At 48.9% G+C, this 20,512-nt stretch carries 22 protein-coding genes; 7 read left to right on the forward strand and 15 right to left on the reverse strand.

Annotated features, from left to right (window positions below):
- Positions 1-57 precede the first annotated feature (57 nt).
- The 12 genes from SFW65_03480 to SFW65_03535 form a co-directional block, all read right to left on the reverse strand.
- Positions 58-813, reverse strand: a complete 756-nt coding sequence (locus SFW65_03480; protein MDX1922176.1) for a molybdopterin-binding protein — start codon at positions 811-813, stop codon at positions 58-60.
- Between the two features lie 74 nt (positions 814-887).
- Entirely contained in the window at positions 888-2,984 is a 2,097-nt protein-coding gene (locus SFW65_03485) for a sodium-translocating pyrophosphatase (protein MDX1922177.1), read from the reverse strand.
- Between the two features lie 194 nt (positions 2,985-3,178).
- Positions 3,179-3,688, reverse strand: coding sequence for a hypothetical protein (locus SFW65_03490; GenBank protein ID MDX1922178.1), 510 nt, complete (start codon positions 3,686-3,688; stop codon positions 3,179-3,181).
- A gap of 122 nt (positions 3,689-3,810) precedes the next feature.
- Positions 3,811-4,803 (reverse strand): thiamine-phosphate kinase, encoded by a 993-nt coding sequence (gene thiL, locus SFW65_03495; GenBank protein MDX1922179.1) that lies wholly within the window; start codon positions 4,801-4,803, stop codon positions 3,811-3,813.
- Between the two features lie 18 nt (positions 4,804-4,821).
- Positions 4,822-5,304: a transcription antitermination factor NusB gene (gene nusB / locus SFW65_03500; GenBank protein MDX1922180.1), complete on the reverse strand. Its 483-nt coding sequence runs from the start codon at positions 5,302-5,304 to the stop codon at positions 4,822-4,824.
- A gap of 39 nt (positions 5,305-5,343) precedes the next feature.
- Entirely contained in the window at positions 5,344-5,814 is a 471-nt protein-coding gene (ribH, locus tag SFW65_03505; protein ID MDX1922181.1) for a 6,7-dimethyl-8-ribityllumazine synthase, read from the reverse strand.
- Positions 5,807-6,964 carry a 3,4-dihydroxy-2-butanone-4-phosphate synthase gene (ribB, locus tag SFW65_03510; protein ID MDX1922182.1) on the reverse strand — a complete coding sequence of 386 codons (1,158 nt, stop codon included), beginning with the start codon at positions 6,962-6,964 and terminating at the stop codon, positions 5,807-5,809. The genes ribH and ribB overlap by 8 nt, the downstream gene beginning before the upstream one ends.
- Entirely contained in the window at positions 6,964-7,575 is a 612-nt protein-coding gene (locus tag SFW65_03515) for a riboflavin synthase (protein MDX1922183.1), read from the reverse strand. Before SFW65_03515 ends, ribB begins: the two co-directional genes overlap by 1 nt.
- Positions 7,576-7,577: 2 nt before the next feature.
- On the reverse strand, positions 7,578-8,678 hold the full coding sequence (gene ribD, locus SFW65_03520) for a bifunctional diaminohydroxyphosphoribosylaminopyrimidine deaminase/5-amino-6-(5-phosphoribosylamino)uracil reductase RibD (protein MDX1922184.1): 1,101 nt from the start codon (positions 8,676-8,678) through the stop codon (positions 7,578-7,580).
- On the reverse strand, positions 8,679-9,152 hold the full coding sequence (nrdR, locus tag SFW65_03525) for a transcriptional regulator NrdR (protein MDX1922185.1): 474 nt from the start codon (positions 9,150-9,152) through the stop codon (positions 8,679-8,681). It lies immediately after the preceding gene.
- Between the two features lie 9 nt (positions 9,153-9,161).
- Complete coding sequence (glyA, locus tag SFW65_03530) at positions 9,162-10,499, reverse strand: serine hydroxymethyltransferase (protein ID MDX1922186.1); 1,338 nt, start codon at positions 10,497-10,499, stop codon at positions 9,162-9,164.
- A gap of 14 nt (positions 10,500-10,513) precedes the next feature.
- Positions 10,514-10,963: an RpiB/LacA/LacB family sugar-phosphate isomerase gene (locus tag SFW65_03535; GenBank protein ID MDX1922187.1), complete on the reverse strand. Its 450-nt coding sequence runs from the start codon at positions 10,961-10,963 to the stop codon at positions 10,514-10,516.
- 111 nt (positions 10,964-11,074) lie between these two features.
- On the opposite strand from SFW65_03535, the gene SFW65_03540 reads away from it, so the two are divergent.
- From SFW65_03540 to SFW65_03555, 4 genes are all read left to right on the forward strand, one after another.
- Positions 11,075-11,269 (forward strand): hypothetical protein, encoded by a 195-nt coding sequence (locus SFW65_03540; protein ID MDX1922188.1) that lies wholly within the window; start codon positions 11,075-11,077, stop codon positions 11,267-11,269.
- The gene (gene folP, locus SFW65_03545) at positions 11,269-12,090 is read left to right on the forward strand and encodes a dihydropteroate synthase (GenBank protein MDX1922189.1); all 822 of its coding nucleotides are present in this window, start codon (positions 11,269-11,271) and stop codon (positions 12,088-12,090) included. Before SFW65_03540 ends, folP begins: the two co-directional genes overlap by 1 nt.
- A 55-nt stretch (positions 12,091-12,145) precedes the next feature.
- Complete coding sequence (gene mdh / locus SFW65_03550) at positions 12,146-13,111, forward strand: malate dehydrogenase (protein ID MDX1922190.1); 966 nt, start codon at positions 12,146-12,148, stop codon at positions 13,109-13,111.
- 91 nt (positions 13,112-13,202) lie between these two features.
- Positions 13,203-14,051 (forward strand): hypothetical protein, encoded by an 849-nt coding sequence (locus tag SFW65_03555; GenBank protein ID MDX1922191.1) that lies wholly within the window; start codon positions 13,203-13,205, stop codon positions 14,049-14,051.
- Here SFW65_03555 and SFW65_03560 read toward each other — a convergent pair whose 3' ends face one another.
- Complete coding sequence (locus SFW65_03560; protein ID MDX1922192.1) at positions 14,052-15,182, reverse strand: Mrp/NBP35 family ATP-binding protein; 1,131 nt, start codon at positions 15,180-15,182, stop codon at positions 14,052-14,054.
- 87 nt (positions 15,183-15,269) lie between these two features.
- Here SFW65_03560 and hflK point away from each other — a divergent pair, with 87 nt between their 5' ends.
- The 3 genes from hflK to SFW65_03575 are packed head-to-tail and all read left to right on the forward strand — an operon-like array spanning position 15,270 to position 18,906.
- Entirely contained in the window at positions 15,270-16,394 is a 1,125-nt protein-coding gene (gene hflK / locus SFW65_03565) for an FtsH protease activity modulator HflK (protein ID MDX1922193.1), read from the forward strand.
- 11 nt (positions 16,395-16,405) lie between these two features.
- Positions 16,406-17,278: a protease modulator HflC gene (gene hflC, locus SFW65_03570; GenBank protein ID MDX1922194.1), complete on the forward strand. Its 873-nt coding sequence runs from the start codon at positions 16,406-16,408 to the stop codon at positions 17,276-17,278.
- Between the two features lie 59 nt (positions 17,279-17,337).
- Positions 17,338-18,906: a DegQ family serine endoprotease gene (locus SFW65_03575; protein MDX1922195.1), complete on the forward strand. Its 1,569-nt coding sequence runs from the start codon at positions 17,338-17,340 to the stop codon at positions 18,904-18,906.
- Here SFW65_03575 and serB read toward each other — a convergent pair whose 3' ends face one another.
- Both serB and scpB read right to left on the reverse strand, forming a co-directional pair.
- Complete coding sequence (gene serB / locus SFW65_03580) at positions 18,907-19,797, reverse strand: phosphoserine phosphatase SerB (protein MDX1922196.1); 891 nt, start codon at positions 19,795-19,797, stop codon at positions 18,907-18,909.
- An 18-nt stretch (positions 19,798-19,815) separates the two neighbouring features.
- Complete coding sequence (gene scpB / locus SFW65_03585) at positions 19,816-20,511, reverse strand: SMC-Scp complex subunit ScpB (GenBank protein MDX1922197.1); 696 nt, start codon at positions 20,509-20,511, stop codon at positions 19,816-19,818.
- Position 20,512 lies beyond the last annotated feature (1 nt).

The following is a 20,512-nucleotide window of genomic DNA, read 5'->3' on the forward strand; positions in this document are numbered from 1 at the left end:
ATTGGACGATTATTATGCTGATGATGTTCATCATCGGCAAAACCATCAAAGGAACATTTATTCCTGATGAACAGTCGGCTCGCCCCCGTGGCGCTTTATTAGAAGACACAGATCCTGCGTCGCGGCGGAAATCACAGATTCTTCCTGCCCCCTGACTACAAGGCTAAGCCCAAACCCGCCCGCGCGGAAATATGGGTATGACCCAATATCCAAATCAGGATATTTGGCGGCAATCTCACCTAATTCTTTGGCAATCACGCTTTCAGGAACCAGCGATGTAATCGTCCAGCTTTTAATTGCTGGCCCGCCTTGCAACTTACTTAAAACACCATCCAGCATGGCTTGCATCACACTGGGCACACCCGCCATTACATACACATTGCCAAGGCAGAACCCGGGCGCAGAACTAACCGGATTTGGGATTAAACTGGCCCCTTCCGGAATACGCGCCATGCGCAAACGTCCTTCGTTTAAATGCTCTACGCCCTTGTAATGCGCAATTAAAATCTGACGGGCATCTTCATTCACATCGATGCTTACTCCAAAGGCCCTGGCAACGCAGTCCGCGGTAATATCATCATGCGTGGGACCGATGCCGCCAGTGGTGAACACGTAATCATACGCAGCGCGAACTTCGTTCACGGTCTTGATGATATCCCCTTCAATATCGGATATCACCCGCGCCTGCATCAGCTTGATGCCTTTTTGCATCAATTTCTTGCCGATATAATTCAGGTTTACGTCTTGGGTGCGTCCGGTAAGAATTTCGTTGCCGATAATTACAACGCATGCTGTTTTTGTGTGCTCTGCCATGCCCCGATCCTAGCAAAAAGAAAACCCCTTATCCATTTCTGAATAAGGGGTTTTCAAATAGTTATTTTTGGCAATTAGCCAGTGATGAACTTCGACATAATAGCGAGCAACAGCAATGCCACGATGTTGATAATCTTGATCATCGGATTAATGGCTGGGCCCGCGGTATCCTTGTAAGGATCGCCAACGGTGTCACCGGTAACAGCAGCCTTGTGAGCATCGCTGCCCTTGCCGCCGAAATTGCCTTCTTCGATATACTTTTTGGCATTATCCCATGCGCCGCCACCCGAAGTCATCGAGATAGCAACAAACACGCCTGTTACGATGGTGCCGAGCAACATCGCGCCAAGTGCGGTGAATGCTGATGCGAGGCCGTTTACGAAGTAAATTACGCCGAACAATACAACCGGTGCGAACACGGGCAGTAATGACGGAACAACCATTTCGCCAATCGCGGCTTTGGTCAGCATATCTACTGCCTTGCCGTATTCGGGTTTGGCGGTACCTTCCATGATGCCTTTGATTTCTTTGAACTGGCGGCGGACTTCAACCACCACGGAACCCGCAGCGCGGCCCACAGCAGTCATGCCCATGGCGCCAAACAGGTATGGCAGTAAACCTCCAATCAGCAAGCCCACAACAACGTATGGATTTTGCAATTCAAAGGTCACAACTGTCTTAGGGAAGTAATGCTTCAAATCCTGAATATAGGATGCAAACAATACCAACGCCGCCAATCCAGCAGAACCAATCGCATAACCTTTGGTTACAGCCTTTGTGGTGTTACCAACCGCATCGAGCGCGTCAGTAACAACGCGAACTTCTTTTGGCAGGCTCGACATTTCGGCAATACCGCCAGCGTTATCGGTCACAGGACCATAAGCATCCAGCGCTACAACCATGCCAGCAAGCGCGAGCATGGTGGTTGCGGCAATGCCAATGCCATAAAGACCGCCAAAGGTATAGGCAATCAGAATACCTGCGCAAATCACAATCACAGGCAATGCGGTGGATTCCATCGAAACCGCAAGCCCCTGAATGACGTTGGTGCCGTGACCCGTTTGTGATGCTGCGGCCACTGAACGCACAGGGCGGAAATTGGTGCCCGTGTAGTATTCAGTGATAACAATCAACGCCCATGTCACACCAAGCCCTGTCAGCACGCAGACAATCAAATCCTTCATATCGATGGTACGACCATCTGTAAGCGCAATGCTTGCGCCATTGAATGATTGATAGGTCAGCCCAATGATAAGAACGGCGGAAATAACAGCCGACACCGTAAAGCCTTTATACAAAGCACCCATGATGTTGTTGTCTTTGCCAAGCTTTACAAAGAAGCTGCCGATAACCGATGCCACGATACATAACGCGCCAATCAGCAACGGGAACATCATCATGATGCCGCGCGCATCACCGGTGAAGAACATCGCGCCAAGCAGCATGGTTGCTACCATGGTTACGGCATAGGTTTCGAACAAGTCGGCTGCCATACCTGCGCAATCGCCCACATTGTCACCTACGTTATCAGCGATAACGGCAGGGTTACGTGGATCATCCTCTGGAATTCCAGCTTCAACCTTACCCACAAGGTCTGCGCCTACGTCTGCGCCCTTGGTGAAGATACCGCCGCCAAGACGGGCAAAAATGGAGATAAGTGATGAACCAAAGCTCAAAGCCACCAGTGCTTCAATGGTTGGGCGAATATCTTCGCTGCCGCCAGTTGCAAGCAAATAGTAATAGTAGCCAGCAACGCCGAACAGGCCCAGACCTACAACGAGCATACCCGTTACCGCGCCGGATTTGAATGCAATGCTAAGCGCAGGAGCAAGACCGCCCGTTGCCGCTTGCGAGGTGCGCACGTTTGCGCGAACCGATACATACATGCCGATGTAACCGGCAATACCTGAAAGCACCGCGCCGATCACAAAGCCGATACACACTTTTGCGCCGAGAACAAAGAAAAGAAGTGCTGCAACCACAACACCCACAACACCGATGGTGGTGTATTGACGGTTAAGGTAAGCGCCCGCACCTTCCTGAATGGCTTTGGCAATTTCCTGCATTTTGGCATTGCCGGCGGATGCTTTGAAGATGCTGCTTGCGGTCAAAAGACTGTATAAAATGGCAAGCGCCACACACGCTAAAATAATAACAAACGACTGTTCCATAAGCATGGACTGTCCCTTTCTTTGTGAAACCTATTGTAAAACTAGGAAATGGGGCAAACGAATGCTGCCCCAATTAAGAAGCGGCAAGTTTCAACGCATGTACGGGGGTTGGTCAAGGGGCAAAGTTGGCTACATTACGTCTAATGGCGTGTAATGCGGCCTAAAAGACGCACTCTGGCAATGAATTTTGTGGATTAGTTAAATCTACGTTGGCTGACGCCCTGAATAAGAACGTCTTGAATGACCTTCTTATCAGCAAAACCTTCCGTTACCAAAACCAGCTTGTTTTTGACTTTATTGATATCAAGAAACTGGCCGTTACGGTAGGAAGCTTTGTTCAAATTACCGTATAACGCGCTCATATACGCATCTTTGATTTTTGGAACAAGATGGCTGACTTCGGCTATATTTTTTTGCTCCGACACCTGCAATGCGACAATCATCGATACAACTTCCTGTACATTGTCTTTGCCAAGCACAGGCATAATCATCGGATCAAGTTTCAGGTAATATGAATTCGCGGGGCCATCAGTGACGTCAAGTCCCGGGCCCTTACCTTTTTTCTTTTCTTCCTTTTTCTCGCCATGCCCACCTTCGGCTTTTTTCTCACCGCCGCCTCCGCCATGTCCTCCGGCATAAGCAGGATGAGCAACATACAATGTCGCTGCCAAAAGCATGCAAAGAGCGATTAAAAACTTACGCATAAAAAACTCACTATAGCTTTGAATATATCTTCAATGAATAAAGTGAGTTTACACCGTGATGCAATAACATCCGTTTAAGATTGCACGGCTTTTTAGCTAAATTTCCGTGGCTGCACAAAGGGTTAGAAGTGCTGCCAGCCTTTTTGCTTGAGCATCATCATCCGTTTATTAGCATCCAGAACCTGAATACCACCCTCGCCATACTTTAATTGGCCAATTTTGGTTAATGGCACATTAATTTTGGTCGATGCTATTTTTAACAACCCCGCCTCGCGCTCATCAATAATAAACGCAAGTTCATAATCTTCGCCGCCTGTCAGAATGGCTTCCAGATGTTCCGGCCAAGCATCTAATGCTTTTTTTGCCGCTGGCGATAATGGGATTTTATCGGCTTCGATAATTGCCTGTGCCTGCGATGCAACCGCGATATGACCAATATCTGCGGCAAGCCCATCAGAAATATCAATCGCTGCCAATGCGAATGTACGAATAGTGCGCGCCAATTCAAGCCGTGGTTCGGGCGCATAATGGCGCTGTTTTAAAAATTCAATATCTTCGGAATTAACGCCGTAAAGTTTTTTACCCTGCGCGGCCATCAAACCCAAAGTTGAATCGCCAATCGTGCCGCTGACATAAATATCATAGACATCACTTGGCATCATCGCGCGTTTCAACGTACGGCGAAGTAATTGGCCATGTGGCACAACGCCAAAAGCGGTAATGGAAAAATGCATTGCACCTTCGCTGCGAATGGTATCGCCGCCCATTAAATGAACAGCATATTTCTTCTGGTCCCCTTGCAATGTTTCAGAAAACGCCTGCAACCAATCATCGGTCACATCCTTGTTCAACGCTGTTACCAAGGTGTAACTCACAGGCTGCGCACCCATGGCTGCCAAATCGGATAAATTGCTGCGCAACAAACGCTGCGCGATGCTTTGTGGTGTATCGGTTGCAGCAAAATGAATGCCTTCCGCCATCGCATCCGTTGTCACCACCAGATCAACGCCCGGTGGGGTCTGCATAATCGCGGCATCATCGGTCAGATTGAATGCGCCGGGAAAATCTTTGGCAAGCGGTTTAAAAAAACGCGCAATACGGTCAAATTCGTTCATGGATTGGCCTTAATGAGATTAACTGCGGAGGGATTTGGAAACTTTATCAAGCACGGCGTTCACCAGCGCAGGCTCCTTGCCTGCAAAGAACCCGTGCGCGACGTTGACGTAATCATTGATGATGATGGCAGTATCGGTTTGCGCATGGGTCAGCAATTCGCCAACGCCTGCGCGCAAAATGCTTTTGATAATTTTTTCCAATCTATCCATCGGCCATTTGGGATCAAGGCCGCCACTGACCATATCGTCAATATCCTTCTGGCGCGCCAGCGTGCCATCAACGATCGATCTGAATAATTCTGCATCAAAATCTTCGGGCACAGGTGCATCTACATCAACCGGCATTTTACGCTGCAAGAAATCCTGAACCGTGCTACCCGATGCATTCCCCGTATAATCGATGGTGTACAACGCTTGCACCGCTGCCATCCGCGCAGCAGATTTTTGCGCAGGCGATGATGGTTTATTATTCTCTGGGGCTTTTTCTAATGCTTCGGACATTTATAACTTTCTACGTTATTTACTTATTTATTCACTAATTTATTCTCTGGGCCAAAGACCAAGCTTGGCTTTGAGCGCAATCATATCAAGGCACGTTTGTGCAGCAGCACCGCCTTTGTTTTCTCCGGTAATGCTGGCACGATCCCATGCCTGCTCTTCGGTATAGGTGGTTAGAATACCATTGCCAAGCGCGAGCGAATAATGAGCCACCATATTGCTAAGCGCACGATTACTTTCGTTCGAAACCACTTCAAAATGATAGGTATCGCCTTTGATAACACAGCCCAAGGCGATAAAGCCGTCAAAGCGGCGGCGTGCCGGATGATATTGCTTCATTTTAATGCCATATAAAATACCTGCTGGAATTTCCAACGCTCCTGGCACTTCAAATTTTTCAAAGGTTGCACCATTTGCGTTGAGCACAATCAGTGCGCCTTTCAGCAATTCCGCCGAAATGTTTTTATAAAACGGCGCTTCAACAATCATGATGTGCGGTTTTTTATCAGCCATGGTTTGAACCTTTAATTGCTCTGTGGCCTTCAACGGATAACCCATATCCATCCAATCCAACCACCAGCTTCTTAGGGGAGTTGGTCAGCAAAATCATCTTTTTAATACCTAAATCCAGCAGAATTTGGGCACCCACCCCGTAATCACGCAGACTTCCACTCATTTTTTCAGGGGGTTTTTCACCCGCTTGTTCGGCTAATAAACGCTGCGAAAGGCTGCTGGGTTGCGGTTCACGCAGCAACACAATCGCGCCCCGACCCTCTTTTGCAATGGCCTGCATGGCGGCTTGGATCTCCCCGCCTTTGCCATCACTGTCGCCGCCCAATACATCTTCCAAAACATTAATGGCATGCATGCGCACGAGCACGGGCGCATCGCCGCTTAAATCACCTTTGACCAATGCAATATGTTCAGCATATGAAACCTTGTTCACATACACATGCATCTGGAATTCACCACCAAACACAGAATGAAAGGGCTGGCTAATGCGCTTTTCAATAATGGTTTCCTTGCGCCGGCGATAGGCAATTAAATCGGCAATCGTTCCAACCTTCATATTGTGTAATTGCGCGAATGCGATTAAATCCGGCATACGAGCCATGCTGCCATCATCTTTCATGATTTCGCAGATAACGCCCGCAGGCAGTAACCCTGCCATGCGCGCAATATCAACCGCTGCTTCCGTATGACCTGTACGTACTAATACGCCGCCATCCTTTGCAACCAATGGAAATACGTGACCAGGTGTTACTATATCTTCAGGGCGGCTTTCTGGATCAATCGCCACAGCAATGGTGCGCGCACGGTCGGCGGCAGAAATGCCTGTAGTTACGCCTTCCCGTGCTTCAATCGAAACTGTGAATGCGGTTTGATGGCGTGTGCCGTTATTCGAACTCATCGGCGGGATATTCAGGCGTTCAACCATTTGCCTATCCATCGCCAAACAAATCAGCCCGCGCGCATGTTTGGCCATAAAATTCACAGCATCTGCATTGCATAGTTGCGCAGGAATAATGATGTCGCCCTCATTCTCGCGATTTTCATCATCAGCCAAAATGAACATGCGTCCTGCTTTGGCTTCGGCAATAATTTCTTCAGGGCTTGAAAGCGCCTTGTGCCATTCCACATTTTTTGGAGCTGCGCTTGCCATTATCCGACCTTATAATTTTGCTCGAAGTTTCTTAGACGCGCAACATAACGCGCGAGCATATCTATTTCGATATTCACTTTTGTTCCAGCCTTTACGTGTTGAATAGCTGTATTGGTAAAAGTGTGTGGAATAATCATCACCCCAAAACGGTTGCCATCCACGCTGTTTACCGTAAGCGAAATTCCATCAATCGTAACGCTACCTTTTGTCGCAATATAGGGCGCTAAATCCTTGGGCACGCTGAATTCAAATCGCCAGCAATCGCCCTCTTCGCGAACACTCACGCATTCCCCTACGCCATCCACATGGCCATAAACCAGATGGCCGCCAAGCTCATCCCCAAGCTTAAGGGAGCCTTCAAGATTAACGGCAGTATGAAACGCCCATTTGCCAACCGTTGTCTTCGCCAGCGTTTCAGCTGATGCCAGAACCTTGAATGTATCGCCTGTTTTTTCAGTAAGCGTTAAACACACACCATTGCACGCAATCGATGCGCCGATTTTTGCAGCGTTCAAATCCAAGTTTCTGGTCTGGATCGCAAGCTCGACATCGCTATCAGTTTTTTCAACCGCAACGATAAGCCCTACATCTTGAATTAATCCTGTAAACATTTCTATCCCGCCCGCACAAAGCTTTCCAGCCTGTCATTACCAAGCATTTTACAGGCATAAGGCTTGAATTGGTGGCGCTGTACTAATGTTTCAACCCCTAATGGCTTTAAGCTTGGCTTGCCATCATCCCCAATAAGGCTTGGCGCAGTGATCCATTCCAACCTATCCACCACGCCGTCCTTTATCAGGGCCGCTGCGAGATAAGCGCCGCCTTCAACCAATACCCGCGTTAATCCGCGCTCACCTAATTTGCGGGCTGCGACCCCCAAATCAATATACCCATCATCATTCGTTGGAACCGTCAGTACCACTGCGCCGCGCTTTTCCAATTCTTTAATTTTTCCGGCATCGCTTTTTTCACGAGTGATAATCCACAATGGTTGCTCAGCAGCAGATGTCACCATTTTTCCATTCATGGGAATATTAAGCTGTCTATCTACCACGACGCGGATGGGCGATGCTTTTTCAAGGCCAGCTAATCGACACGTTAATTCTGGATCATCCGCTAATACTGTTCCAATTCCAACCATGACCGCATCATTTGATGCACGCAGGGTATGTACATAATTGCGCGCGGTTTCGCCTGTTATCCAGCGGCTTTCCCCGCTTTCAGTGGCTATACGGCCATCCAGCGTGCTGGCAAGTTTTAATGTGAACATGGGACGACCATGCTTCACGCGCTTTAAAAACCCTTCCTGTTGGAATGCAGCTTCTTCAGCAAGTACACCAGATACAACCTCGATACCGGCTGCGCGTAGCATGGTAAACCCTTTGCCACTCACCCGTGGATCAGGGTCTTCCATCGTTGCAACTACGCGCACGATGCCGACGTTAATCAGCGCTTCGGAGCATGGCGGCGTTTTTCCGTGATGGGAACACGGCTCTAATGTCACATAGGCCGTTGCGCCACGCGCACGCTCGCCCGCCTGCGCAATGGCTTGTGTTTCAGCGTGAGGGCGTCCACCCGGCTGCGTTACACCGCGCCCAACAATCATGCCATCATTGACCAGTACACATCCAACCGAGGGGTTTGGCGCTACCTGCCCCAACATGCGCGCGCCTATATTCAGCGCGATTTTCATATAGTCGATGTCGTTGTGCATTTATGTTCCGGATTTCTGGTTATCCTGTCGCAGATTATCAATGAACTCATTGAAATCATCCGGCTCGCGGAAATCTTTATAAACCGATGCGTAACGCACATAGCCAACGTGGTCAAGCGTGAGCAGTGCATCCATTACATATTCGCCAATTTGTTTCGTCGTAATTTCGTTTTCGCCCAGACTTTCAAGCTGGCGTACGATGCTGTTTACCACAGCTTCAATCCGTTCTTCATCAATCGGGCGTTTACGCAGTGCCAGACGAAGCGAGCGTTCAACTTTGCTGCGTTCAAAGGGTTGGCGCTCGCCATCCGACTTTTTAATAACAATCAGCTCGCGCAGCTGCACCCGTTCAAACGTCGTGAACCGCGCGCCGCATTGATTGCACTGACGGCGACGACGAATAGCTGCGTCATCATCCGTTGAACGGCTGTCCTTCACTTGGCTTTCTTCGTGTCCGCAGAACGGGCAGCGCATAGCGTTCCTTTATCGTGTTTCAGCTTGGTAAATCGGGAAACGATCGCACAAAGCTTTCACTTCCGCTTTTACCTTGGCTTCGACCAAATTATTTCCATCAGGATTTTGCGCAAGTGTAGCAACGGTTTCCGCAATCCAGTTCGCAATCTGCTTGAACTCCGCCTTAGTGAAACCGCGCGTGGTCGCAGCAGGTGAACCCAAGCGCACGCCCGATGTAACGGTTGGTGGCTTGGTGTCGAACGGAATACCGTTCTTGTTCGATGTCATGCCTGCGTTTTCTAAAGCAGTTGTCGCATCCTTACCGGTAATATTCTTCGATGTGAGATCGACCAGCACGATGTGGCTGTCCGTTCCGCCCGACACAACGCCAAACCCATGGCTGACCAATGTGTCAGCAAGAACGCGTGCGTTATCAAGCACATTTTGTGCATAGGTTTTGAATGATGGTTGCAAAGCTTCACCAAATGCAACCGCTTTTGCTGCAATCACATGCATCAGCGGGCCACCTTGAATGCCCGGGAAGATGGCAGAGTTGAATTTTTTGCCAAGCTCAGGATCGTTCGACAAAATCATGCCGCCACGTGGGCCGCGCAATGTTTTATGCGTTGTCGTGGTCGCAACATGCGCATGCGGGAATGGGCTTGGATAGACGCCGCCCGCAATCAAACCGGCATAATGCGCCATATCCACCATAAATACCGCCCCAACCGCATCGGCCACTTTGCGGAAACGCGCAAAGTCGATGGTGCGCGGATAGGCAGAACCGCCTGCGATAATCAATTTCGGCTTATGCTCATGCGCCAGTTTTTCCATTTGATCATAATCAATCAAATGGGTGTCGCGCTTCACGCCATAGCTGACTACGTTGAACCATTTACCGGATTGGTTCACGCTTGCGCCGTGGGTCAAATGGCCGCCCGCCGCCAAATCAAGACCCATGAAGGTATCACCGGGTTTCATCACGGCCATGAACACGGCTTGGTTTGCTTGTGAACCGGAATTGGGTTGCACGTTTGCATAGGTGCAGCCGAATAATTTGCATGCACGGTCAATTGCCAGTTTTTCAGCAATATCGACATATTCGCAGCCATTGTAATAACGCTTGCCCGGATAACCTTCAGCGTACTTGTTGGTCAGCACCGAACCTTGCGCTTCCAATACCGCGCGTGAAACGATGTTTTCCGATGCAATCAATTCAATCTGGTCTTGCTGGCGCTTTAGTTCACCGCGCAGCGCTTCGAATAATTCAGGGTCGGATGTGCGAACGGATTCTTCAAAGAAGCGATTGCGTGTTCCTGCAACGCTGTCGTTTGCGTGTTTATCGTTTACTGTTTGGGCTAAAGCCATTGGTCTTACCTTTCTTAAAATTTATTTGGATCAAGTTTGTTCAATTTTTCAACGCGTTCGGCATATCGCCCGCCAAGAAATTCGGTCTTCAAAAACACTTCCACGCAATCTTTGATAAGATCATATCCCATGAAATCTGCTGCAAGGCTGATGATGTTTGCATCATTGTGCTGGCGCGCCATTTTGGCTGCAGTGGCATGCGGGCAAAGTGCCGCGCGTACATGCCGGAAACGGTTCGCTGCGATAGCAATGCCATTGCCGGAGCCACAGATAATGATGGCCTTGCTCGCACGGCCTTCCTTCAACGCTAACGCCGCCGCTACACCATAGTCCTGGCTATCCACGCGGTCGGTGCTTTTTGTGCCCAGATCCAGCGGCATGAAACCCAAGTTGCGGATGAATGCGGTCAGCTCTTCCTTATAGGCAAAACCGCGATGGTCGGATGCAAGTGCAATAGTTTCCATAATTCTTAAAAACCCAATTCCTACACAGATTCAAAGGACGCAAAGCCTATCAAAAACGGGGCCTTAAACAAAGCCTTTCTGAAATAATTATTTTTATGCTGAAATAGCCATATGAAGCCCAAAAATGCTAAAGAAATCCTGTTCGAAATCACGCATATAGGCGCTTTGGCCAAGGTAACGGCCATAGACCCAGAAACAGGCACGGAAGTGGTTATTCAAGGCCCTATCAGCGCAGGCAATACAGTTTTAAAGCAGAATGCAGCCCGTAAGTTAATGTTCGTTCTGGCAAAGCAGAAAAAAGAATAATGAAACAACCACTCCTCATGGGCATTTTGAACGCAACGCCGGATAGCTTTTCTGATGGCGGGAAGTTTTTGTCGGTTGATGCTGCCATCAAACACGGCATTCAGCTGATGGATGAAGGCGCCGATATCATTGATATTGGCGGGGAGTCCACTCGGCCCAAAGCAACCCCTGTTGCGCCAGACGAAGAACAACACCGCGTATTGCCAATTATCGCTGAATTGAAATCCGAAGCAAAAAAGCGCGGCGTGAAGATTTCCATCGATACACGTAATGCCAGCACCATGCGTGAAGCAGTAAAGGCTGGCGCTGATATCATTAATGATGTCAGCGCCTTGACCCATGACCCTGACAGTGTGACCTTTGCCGCAGAATGTGATGCGCAAATAGTGTTGATGCATATGCAAGGCAATCCGCAAACCATGCAAAACAACCCAACTTATAAAGATGTTGTGCAGGACGTTTACAATTATCTGGAACGACGAATTGATGATTGCATCATGGCCGGCATTCAAAAATCACGCCTGATCGCCGATCCGGGTTTGGGTTTTGGCAAAACGGCGGAGCATAGTATCGCGCTACTGAATAATGCCCGGAACTTCCAAACTCTTGGCGTGCCCGTTCTCATCGGGGCCTCGCGCAAAAGCTTCCTTGCCAAGCTGGCAAATCTGGCCGATGGCGAAGATCGTTTGCAAATATCCCTCATTGCAGCGGTTATGGCCGTGGAACACGGTGCGCAGATCCTACGTGTGCATGACGTAGCCGAAACCAAAGAAGCCTTAATGATTTGGCAAGGTTTGGACCGTATTGATAACAGCCATTAAAGGGATTATTGTCTAATTCCTTCCTTTCTCCAATTATTCATCGGAGTTTTCACACATGGCTTCTCGTAAAAAAATTGCTCTTATCGGTGCTGGTCAAATTGGTGGCACGCTTGCCATGCTCGCAGGGATCAAGGAGCTGGGCGACATTGTCATGCTCGATATCATGGAAGGCGTTCCTGAAGGAAAGACGCTTGATATTCTTCAAGCCTCAACCGTGGAAGGCTTCGATGCTAAACTTTCCGGCGGTACCGATTACTCTCTCATTAAAGATAGTGATGTAATTATCGTCACCGCAGGTATTCCACGTAAACCCGGCATGAGCCGCGATGATCTCATCGGTATCAACACCGGCATCATCAAAACCGTTGCCGAAGGCATTAAAAAAAATGCGCCAAACGCATTCGTTATCGTCATCACCAACCCATTGGATGTCATGGTATGGGTGATGCGTGAAGTTTCCGGCCTTCCAGCCAACAAGGTTGTTGGCATGGCCGGTGTATTGGATAGCGCACGTTTCCGCGCATTCCTTGCAACCGAATTCAATGTTTCCGTTGAAGATGTTACGGCATTTGTACTGGGCGGCCACGGCGACACAATGGTGCCGTTACCACGCTTTACAACCGTTTCTGGTATTCCATTGCCAGAACTGGTGAAAATGGGCTGGACCACTCAAGCACGCCTTGATGAAATCGTCCAACGCACACGCGATGGCGGCGCCGAAATTGTAAAGCTTTTGAAAACAGGCTCGGCATTCTATGCCCCTGCTTCATCGGCGATTGCGATGGCTGAAAGCTATCTGCGCGATAAAAAACGTGTTTTGCCATGCGCTGCGCTGCTTAGTGGTCAATATGGCGTGAAGGATATATATGTTGGCGTTCCGGTTATCATCGGCGCAGGCGGTGTTGAAAAGATTGTCGAGCTAAAGCTGACAACCGAAGAACAGGCAGCGTTTGATGCATCAGTTAATGCCGTTCGCGGCTTGATGGATGTCACCAAGCCTATATTGGCAAAAGCAGCCTAAACTGGGCATTTATCGCACTGCAACGTGGCGCCCTTGTGCAAACAGGCCGCTTAACGCATAAATAAACCCTATTTTTTATGGGGTTTATTTGATGTCCGATACCAGCCCACAATCACACTCGAACCGCCATGACCTTGTGTTTGCGTTTGTGTATGTAGGCGCGCTTTTGGTTGTCGGCGCGGGCATGCATCGATGCAGCCAAATTCCATACGATAATGCGCGGAGCCGATTGCAGGAAATTATTGGCCCTGCACATGTCGATGCGGAAAGCGGTGGCATCAATGAAAAATTTGCAGCCGCAATGCGCGTGCGGGTGCAGCCGATGTTTTCAAGCTACTTTGAAAGCGACAGAACTATCGACATTATAGGCAATGATGGCGTGTTGCGTTCAGTGCCGGTAACCATTACCCCAACCATTTCCAATCCAAGCAATAGTTACTATGCTTTTTCAGGTAGCAATGGCCATGTTGATCTCGTGCGATGCCGCAGCCAGTTTTCTGCACGTGTGCAATTGGATGGGCTTGTCGCACAAGAGCTTGCGACCATCACAACCGTGGTAAAGGACTGTTATCCCGCTGATGCATCCGCGAATGCAAACAGGGTCGATCATTCGGATGTCAGTCAGTTCAGAACGCCAAAAGGCCTGCGTTATGAAACAGCGGTTGCCATGATCCCCATGGTACGAAACGGTGATTTTCCAATCACTGAAACACGTATCACATTACAGCTTTCCAGCTTTGGCGAAGCAACGGTAATGGTCCCGCCGCCCAAAGAACGCACAACCGCCATTCAGTTATTTATAAATGGCAAGTTACTTACCTGTGATACAAACCCGGCCGTGGTCCGCGAAGTTAAATTGCCCAACCGCGCAACCATAGCCGACAGAGATGCAGATGGAAGATTGATGCGTGAATTTGTGAAACTGCGGTTTTGCAGCTGATTAATCTTCAATCGTGATCTTGGGTGCAGAACGCTGCGGGTTGCCCGCAAGCTTTTCCCAAACTTTATCTGCAACCGCCTTATAGCTTTGCGAAATAACGTCACTTGGTTCAATTGCAGTAATGGGCGTTCCAGCATCCGATGTTTCACGAAGACGTATGGTCAGCGGTATTTCACCAAGAAATGGCTCGCCAATTCGCTCTGCTTCGTGCCGTGCGCCGCCATGCCCGAAAATATCACTTTGCGTTCCGCAGCTTGGGCAAATAAAACTGCTCATGTTTTCAATCAGGCCTAAAATCGGAATTTCTACGCGGCGGAACATAGCAATCGCTTTGCGTGCATCGATCAGCGCCAGATCCTGCGGCGTTGAAACGATGACCGCTCCTGCCATCGGCACATTTTGCGCCAGCGTTAACTGCGCATCGCCCGTTCCCGGCGGCATATCAATAACCAACGTATCAAGCTGCCCCCAATTTACATCATTCAGCATTTGCTTAAGCGCAGTTTGCACCATCGCCCCGCGCCATATTACAGGCGTTTCTTCTTCCACCATAAAACCGATGGACATAATTTTTAGGCCATATTTTTCAAGCGGGATAAGTTTGTTATCTTTTGTTTCCGGCTTGCTGGTCAAACCAAATAAACGCGGGACAGATGGGCCATACACATCGGCATCCAAAAGCCCAACACGTAATCCTTTTTGTGCAAGCGCGCATGCAAGATTGGCAGCGGTGGTTGATTTTCCTACCCCGCCCTTGCCCGATAGCACGGCAATAATTTTTCCAAGATGCTTGGTTTCCATTTGCGGTCTTGCGGCATGACCGGTATGGGATTTTTGGGGTGCCGCAGGTGCATGGTGATTTGATGATGTAAAAATTGCGCGCGCGCCGGTCACGCCTTTTACAGACTTCACGGCTTTTTCCGAAACTTCGCGCAGACGTTCCATCAACGCTTCATCGCCATCACGCATATCCACAACAAAAGTAACCACTGTGTCTTTTTCTTGACGCTTAAGCACAATTCCCGAAATCATCTTCAGCGCAATCAAACTTTGCCCTTTTACAGGGTGCAGTACAGCATTTAGCGCTTTTTCTATATCCGCTTGCGTAAGGGTTTTGGATTTAAAGAACATGAAACTCTACTTTAATTTTCTGTACTGAAGCCCTATATTCGTGCCCGTACTTATAAAGCAAACTTGCTGCGTAACAAAGAGGTTCTGATGAGTTGGAATAATGGTGGCCCCTGGGGTAATATGGGTGGCGGCGGCAATAATCCGTCGAATAATTCAGGCGGTGGCCGTGGCCCGAACCGCCCTATGGGCAATAATAATCAGGAGCCTGATATTGACGAATGGCTTCGCAAAAGCCGTGAACAAATCCGTCAGGCATTTCCCGGCAACCAAGGTAGCCCGCGCCGCCTTATCAGCATCGGTATCGTAGCGATTATTTTGATATGGCTGGCCAGCGGATTTTATCAGGTCTCAACGAACCAGATTGGCGTCGTCTTGCGTTTTGGGCAAGTCGTTCGCATGGAACAGGCTGGCTTGCGTTACCATCTTCCCGAACCTATCGAAATGGTCTTGTTACCCGATGTTAAATCCATTCGCCAAATCAAAATCGGGTTTCGTGATACAGGCGTTGATAGCGACAGCAATCTAAGCGTTGATGGTGAAAGCCGCATGCTAACGGGCGATGAAAACATCGTCGATATCGGCTTTTCGGTGTTCTGGAGCGTGAAAAACGCAGAAGACTATCTGTTTAACATGCGCAACCCTGATTTAACGGTACGTCTGGCTTCGGAAAGTGCCATTCGCGAAATCGTCGGTCGCATGCAAATTCAACCCATTCTAACTGAAAAGCGTTCCGAAATTGAACGCGAAACAACCACGCTTGTTCAAGCGATGCTTGATGAATACAAGGCGGGGATTGTGGTGACGCAGGTTCAATTGCTCAACGTCACACCGCCACTTCCTGTGGTGGACGCATTTAATGATGTGCAGCGCGCACGCGCCGATGGCGAGCGTTTACGGAACGAAGCTGAAGCTTACCGTAACGACATCGTTCCACGTGCGCGCGGTGAAGCAGCCAAAATGTTGCAAGATGCGGAAGGGTATCATGACCAAGTCATCAGCTATGCCAAAGGTGATGCCGCGCGTTTTGAAAGTGTTCTAGCTGCATACCAGCAAGCACGCGAAGTTACTGCCACACGCCTTTATTTCGAAGCCATGGAAACCGTACTGAAAAGCGCGAACAAGGTTTTGATTGATCCCGCAATTAGCAAGGGCGGCGCAATGCCCATTCTGCCATTGCAGGATTTCGTTCGTAACCGCGCAACTGCGCCATAAGGACAAAGACGATGACACCTAAGCAAGTTTTTACAGCCATCCTTATCTTCTTCGGCTATCTGTTTGTTTCCGACAGCATCTTTGTTGTGAACCAACAACAGCAAGCGCTGGTATTGCAATTCCGCGATGTGGTACGAACCATTCACGATCCGGGGCTAAACTTTAAAATTCCGTTTTTCCAAACGATTGCCTATTTTGACAAACGCGTTTTACCGCTGGAAGCACCGGAACAGGAAGCAATCCTTGCTGATCAAAAGCGGCTTGTGGTTGATGCGTTTGCCCGTTACCGTATTACCGACCCACTTAAATTCTTCCAGCGCCTGAACAATGAACGTGTGGCGAATGACCAATTGGGTATTCTTGTCAATTCGTCGATGCGGCAAATTCTGGGCACACTGAGCATGACAGATGTATTGTCGGAACAGCGCGCCAAAATTATGGTCGCCATCCGCGATGAAATGAATGATAAAGCAAAATCGGCGGATTATGGCGTTGAAATTGTGGATGTACGCATTCGCAGTGCCAATTTACCTGATGAAACTAGTCAGGCTATTTTCGCGCGCATGATTTCGGAACGTAAACGCGAAGCAGCGGAATTCCGTGCCAAGGGTCAGGAACTGTCGCAAGAAATCAAAGCCAAGGCAGAGCGTGAAAAAACAGTTCTGCTCGCCGAAGCGCAACGTAAGGCTGAAAGCCGTCGCGGTGAAGGCGATCAGGAAGCATTACGAATTGTAGCCCAAGCAACCGGCAAGGATGCGCAGTTCTATAATTTTTACCGCAGTTTGCAGGCTTACCGCGAAACTATGGCGAATAAGGACACATCGATTATTCTGAGTCCCGACAGCGATTTCTTCCGCTATTTTGGCAAAGTTTTGACAAAATAAGCCGTAAGATTACACTTCATACCACCATGCGTGCGTTTCAACATTGATAAGGATTGATTATGAAGCAGATTTCGATATTCGGTCTTGTTTTTCTGATTTGCGCATCCCTATCCACCTCAGCCTTTGCTGAAACCCCGCCTGCTTCTGCACCCTCTCCTACCTCTGCGCCATCTTTCCCGCACGAAGGCTTTGCGGATGAGGCAGAGCGCTTACTTCCTGCCGTTGTAAATATTTCCACGACGCAAATTATTAAGGATGACAAAGGGGCAAAGGAACTTCCCGATTTTCCACAATTCCAGCCCGGCTCACCGTTTGAAGATTTCTTCAAGGACTTCATGGAAAAGCATAAGGGCATGCCAAACGGCCTTCCCAAACAGCGCAAAAGCACATCGCTCGGTTCAGGCTACATCATTTCTCCTGATGGATTGGTAGTTACCAATAATCATGTGATTGAAGATGCCGATGAAATCACGATTATTTTACACGATGACACCAATTTGAAAGCCGAAGTAGTTGGTCGCGACAAGAAAACTGACGTTGCACTGCTTCGCGTAAAAAGCAAAACGCCTCTTCCCTATGTCACTTTCGGCGATAGCGATAAAATGCGCATCGGTGACTGGATTTTGGTGATTGGCAATCCATTCGGCCTTGGCGGTACGGTAACTACAGGCATTATTTCCGCCCGTGCACGCGATATTAATTCGGGCCCATATGATGACTACATTCAGACTGATGCGCCGATTAATCGCGGTAATTCCGGCGGTCCCATGTTCAACATGAAGGGCGAAGTGATTGGCATGAACACGGCCATCTTCTCTCCCTCCGGCGGATCGGTGGGTATTGGCTTTGCCATTCCGTCCACGCTCGTTAAAAATGTGGTTGAACAATTAAAAAATGGCGGAAAAATCCGCCGCGGTTGGCTGGGTGTACGTATTCAAAACGTGACCGAGGAAATTGCCAAATCCCTTAATCTGAACAAACCGCGCGGTGCGCTGGTTTCAAGTCTTACGGCTGACAGCCCGGCGGCAAAGGGCGGTGTGAAGCCCGGCGACATCATCATCGCATTTGATGACAAGCCAGTGACCGAAATGCGCCGTCTGCCACGTATCGTCGCGGAAGCAAAAATTAATGAAAAAGTTCCAATGATTGTGTGGCGCGATGGCAAGGAAGTCATGCTCAGCGTCATGGTTGGCGAATTGAAGGAAGATGAAAAAGCCGATGGCGAAGATGAAAAGCAGGATGAAGAAAAATCGCCCAAGGTTGCAAAATCTATCACTATCCCTGAATTCGATATGAAAGTTGGCAATCTGACAGCGGATATCCGTAAAGCCTTCGGGATTGATGATAAAACCAAAGGCATCATCATCACCGAGTTGGGGGATAACAGCCCGCTGATTGATAAAGGCATCAAACCCGGTGACCTGATTGTCGAGGCAGGTCAAAAAGAAATGAAGGATGCAAAGGATTTGGTAGATTTAGCCAAAGACGCAGCGGCTGGCAAAAAACCACTTCTGCTTTTGTTGAACCGTGCGGGTGATCTGCGCTTTGTCGCGGTGAACACGCTTGATGGAAGCGCAAAGAAGGACAAGCCAAAGGAAAAGAGCGATAAGGACGATACACAGCAATAATTAGGCTGATAGGTCTTTGGCGTGATAGCCCTGTGCCCATAGCAATCCGCGCAAATTGGCAAAACGGATATTGAACTTAGCCTGTTGTTGCACGGCTGGTTTTGCGTGATAGGCAATGCCAAGCCCGGCCGCCAATAACATCGGCACATCATTGGCGCCGTCACCAACCGCGCAGACGTCGGCCTCACTAATATTCAGCTTCTTGGCAGTTTCCGCCAGTGTTGTGCGTTTGCTGGTTTTATCAAGAACAGGCTCCAGCATTTCTCCAGTGATTTTTCCGTCTTTAATATCCAGCGCATTTCCATAATTTTCATCGAAGCCCAATTTATCGGCAATGAATTGTGTAAATATTTTAAAACCACCCGACACAATAATACAACGCGCATCATGCTTACGCATCGTTGCCACTAATTCCTTGGCGCCACCTGTGATGGTTGCCTTCTGGCATAATTCATCCAGAATTTTGGCATCAAGCCCTTTTAACAACAGCAAGCGTTCCTTCAACGCTGCTTTGAAATCCAGCTCGCCATTCATTGCGCGTGTGGTGATTTCCTCTACCTTGGCACGAAGGCCAACAAAATCGGCCAGTTCTTCAAGCATTTCTTCTTTAATAAGGGTGGATTCCATGTCCGCCAGCAGCACTTTTTTACGACGTCCTGCAATCGGCTGGACGATGATATCAATCCCGTGGTCAATCACCCATGTGTGCAGCATTTCCCTTAATTCATCACTGCCGTCATCAAAATAAATATCAACCGCTTCGGCATCCGATAACCATGCATGCCGAATAACCTTACCACCCTGTTCGGTTATAAGGTCAATCACAAGGCTCAGCGCCAATTCATTGATGGGGGATGTGCTGTTGCCGATAATTGTCGCGACGTTTTCCATAAGGCATTATGTTCCGTCTTATCCGTTTTGTGCAACGGCGTCGCTTTCGGCTTCCGGAATATATTCCAAATCTTCGTCTTCGATTTCAACGTCGCTGGCGTTTTCAGCATCATCCGAACCAAAGGGTGCAAGCACAGGACGGCTGTCGAGCAGGCCAGATTCACGCAAATCCTGAATGCCCGGCAAATCTTTAAGGCTTCCCAAACCAAAATGGCGCAGGAATTCATCTGATGTAATCCATGTTAATGGACGCCCCACGGTTTCGCGGCGTTTGCCTGGGCGCACCCAGCCCAGTTCCATAAGCATATCAAGCGTTTCGCGCGCGGTAGCCACACCGCGAATGCTTTCGATTTCCGCCCGGGAAATCGGCTGATGATAGGCGATAATCGCAAGAGTTTCTGCAGCAACACGCGGCAGTTTACGGCGCACCTGAATGGTGATGTTGAGTTGCGCAGATAAATCCGGCGCGGTGCGGAACATCCAGCCCCCTGCAATTTCAACCAGTTCAACGCCGCGGCCTTTAAATTCTTCACGTAATTGTTCCATAATTGGCGCAACCGCTTGGCTTTTACCAACCTTTTGCTGCAACAATTCATTGGTAACGGGCATGGTCGATGCAAAAATTACCGCTTCGCACAGGCGCTTGGCCTGTTCGAAGGTATATTCCTGTCCATTTTCTTTTTGTGCGGTTTCTTTTTGAGCCGTTTTAGTCATC

Source organism: Alphaproteobacteria bacterium (genome assembly GCA_033762625.1).
Taxonomy (GTDB): domain Bacteria; phylum Pseudomonadota; class Alphaproteobacteria; order UBA9219; family RGZA01; genus RGZA01.

Excerpts from the sequence above, each read along its gene's own strand:
- SFW65_03535 (MDX1922187.1), bottom strand. The coding sequence starts at position 10,963 with ATGGAAACTATTGCACTTGCATCCGACCATCGCGGTTTTGCCTATAAG.
- mdh (MDX1922190.1), top strand. The coding sequence starts at position 12,146 with ATGGCTTCTCGTAAAAAAATTGCTCTTATCGGTGCTGGTCAAATTGGT.
- SFW65_03575 (MDX1922195.1), top strand. The coding sequence starts at position 17,338 with ATGAAGCAGATTTCGATATTCGGTCTTGTTTTTCTGATTTGCGCATCC.
- folP (MDX1922189.1), top strand. The coding sequence starts at position 11,269 with ATGAAACAACCACTCCTCATGGGCATTTTGAACGCAACGCCGGATAGC.
- serB (MDX1922196.1), bottom strand. The coding sequence starts at position 19,797 with ATGGAAAACGTCGCGACAATTATCGGCAACAGCACATCCCCCATCAAT.
- SFW65_03480 (MDX1922176.1), bottom strand. The coding sequence starts at position 813 with ATGGCAGAGCACACAAAAACAGCATGCGTTGTAATTATCGGCAACGAA.
- hflC (MDX1922194.1), top strand. The coding sequence starts at position 16,406 with ATGACACCTAAGCAAGTTTTTACAGCCATCCTTATCTTCTTCGGCTAT.
- SFW65_03515 (MDX1922183.1), bottom strand. The coding sequence starts at position 7,575 with ATGTTTACAGGATTAATTCAAGATGTAGGGCTTATCGTTGCGGTTGAA.
- ribD (MDX1922184.1), bottom strand. The coding sequence starts at position 8,678 with ATGCACAACGACATCGACTATATGAAAATCGCGCTGAATATAGGCGCG.
- hflK (MDX1922193.1), top strand. The coding sequence starts at position 15,270 with ATGAGTTGGAATAATGGTGGCCCCTGGGGTAATATGGGTGGCGGCGGC.
- SFW65_03485 (MDX1922177.1), bottom strand. The coding sequence starts at position 2,984 with ATGGAACAGTCGTTTGTTATTATTTTAGCGTGTGTGGCGCTTGCCATT.
- glyA (MDX1922186.1), bottom strand. The coding sequence starts at position 10,499 with ATGGCTTTAGCCCAAACAGTAAACGATAAACACGCAAACGACAGCGTT.
- scpB (MDX1922197.1), bottom strand. The coding sequence starts at position 20,511 with ATGACTAAAACGGCTCAAAAAGAAACCGCACAAAAAGAAAATGGACAG.
- SFW65_03560 (MDX1922192.1), bottom strand. The coding sequence starts at position 15,182 with ATGTTCTTTAAATCCAAAACCCTTACGCAAGCGGATATAGAAAAAGCG.
- SFW65_03490 (MDX1922178.1), bottom strand. The coding sequence starts at position 3,688 with ATGCGTAAGTTTTTAATCGCTCTTTGCATGCTTTTGGCAGCGACATTG.
- SFW65_03555 (MDX1922191.1), top strand. The coding sequence starts at position 13,203 with ATGTCCGATACCAGCCCACAATCACACTCGAACCGCCATGACCTTGTG.
- thiL (MDX1922179.1), bottom strand. The coding sequence starts at position 4,803 with ATGAACGAATTTGACCGTATTGCGCGTTTTTTTAAACCGCTTGCCAAA.
- nrdR (MDX1922185.1), bottom strand. The coding sequence starts at position 9,152 with ATGCGCTGCCCGTTCTGCGGACACGAAGAAAGCCAAGTGAAGGACAGC.
- nusB (MDX1922180.1), bottom strand. The coding sequence starts at position 5,304 with ATGTCCGAAGCATTAGAAAAAGCCCCAGAGAATAATAAACCATCATCG.
- SFW65_03540 (MDX1922188.1), top strand. The coding sequence starts at position 11,075 with ATGAAGCCCAAAAATGCTAAAGAAATCCTGTTCGAAATCACGCATATA.
- ribH (MDX1922181.1), bottom strand. The coding sequence starts at position 5,814 with ATGGCTGATAAAAAACCGCACATCATGATTGTTGAAGCGCCGTTTTAT.
- ribB (MDX1922182.1), bottom strand. The coding sequence starts at position 6,964 with ATGGCAAGCGCAGCTCCAAAAAATGTGGAATGGCACAAGGCGCTTTCA.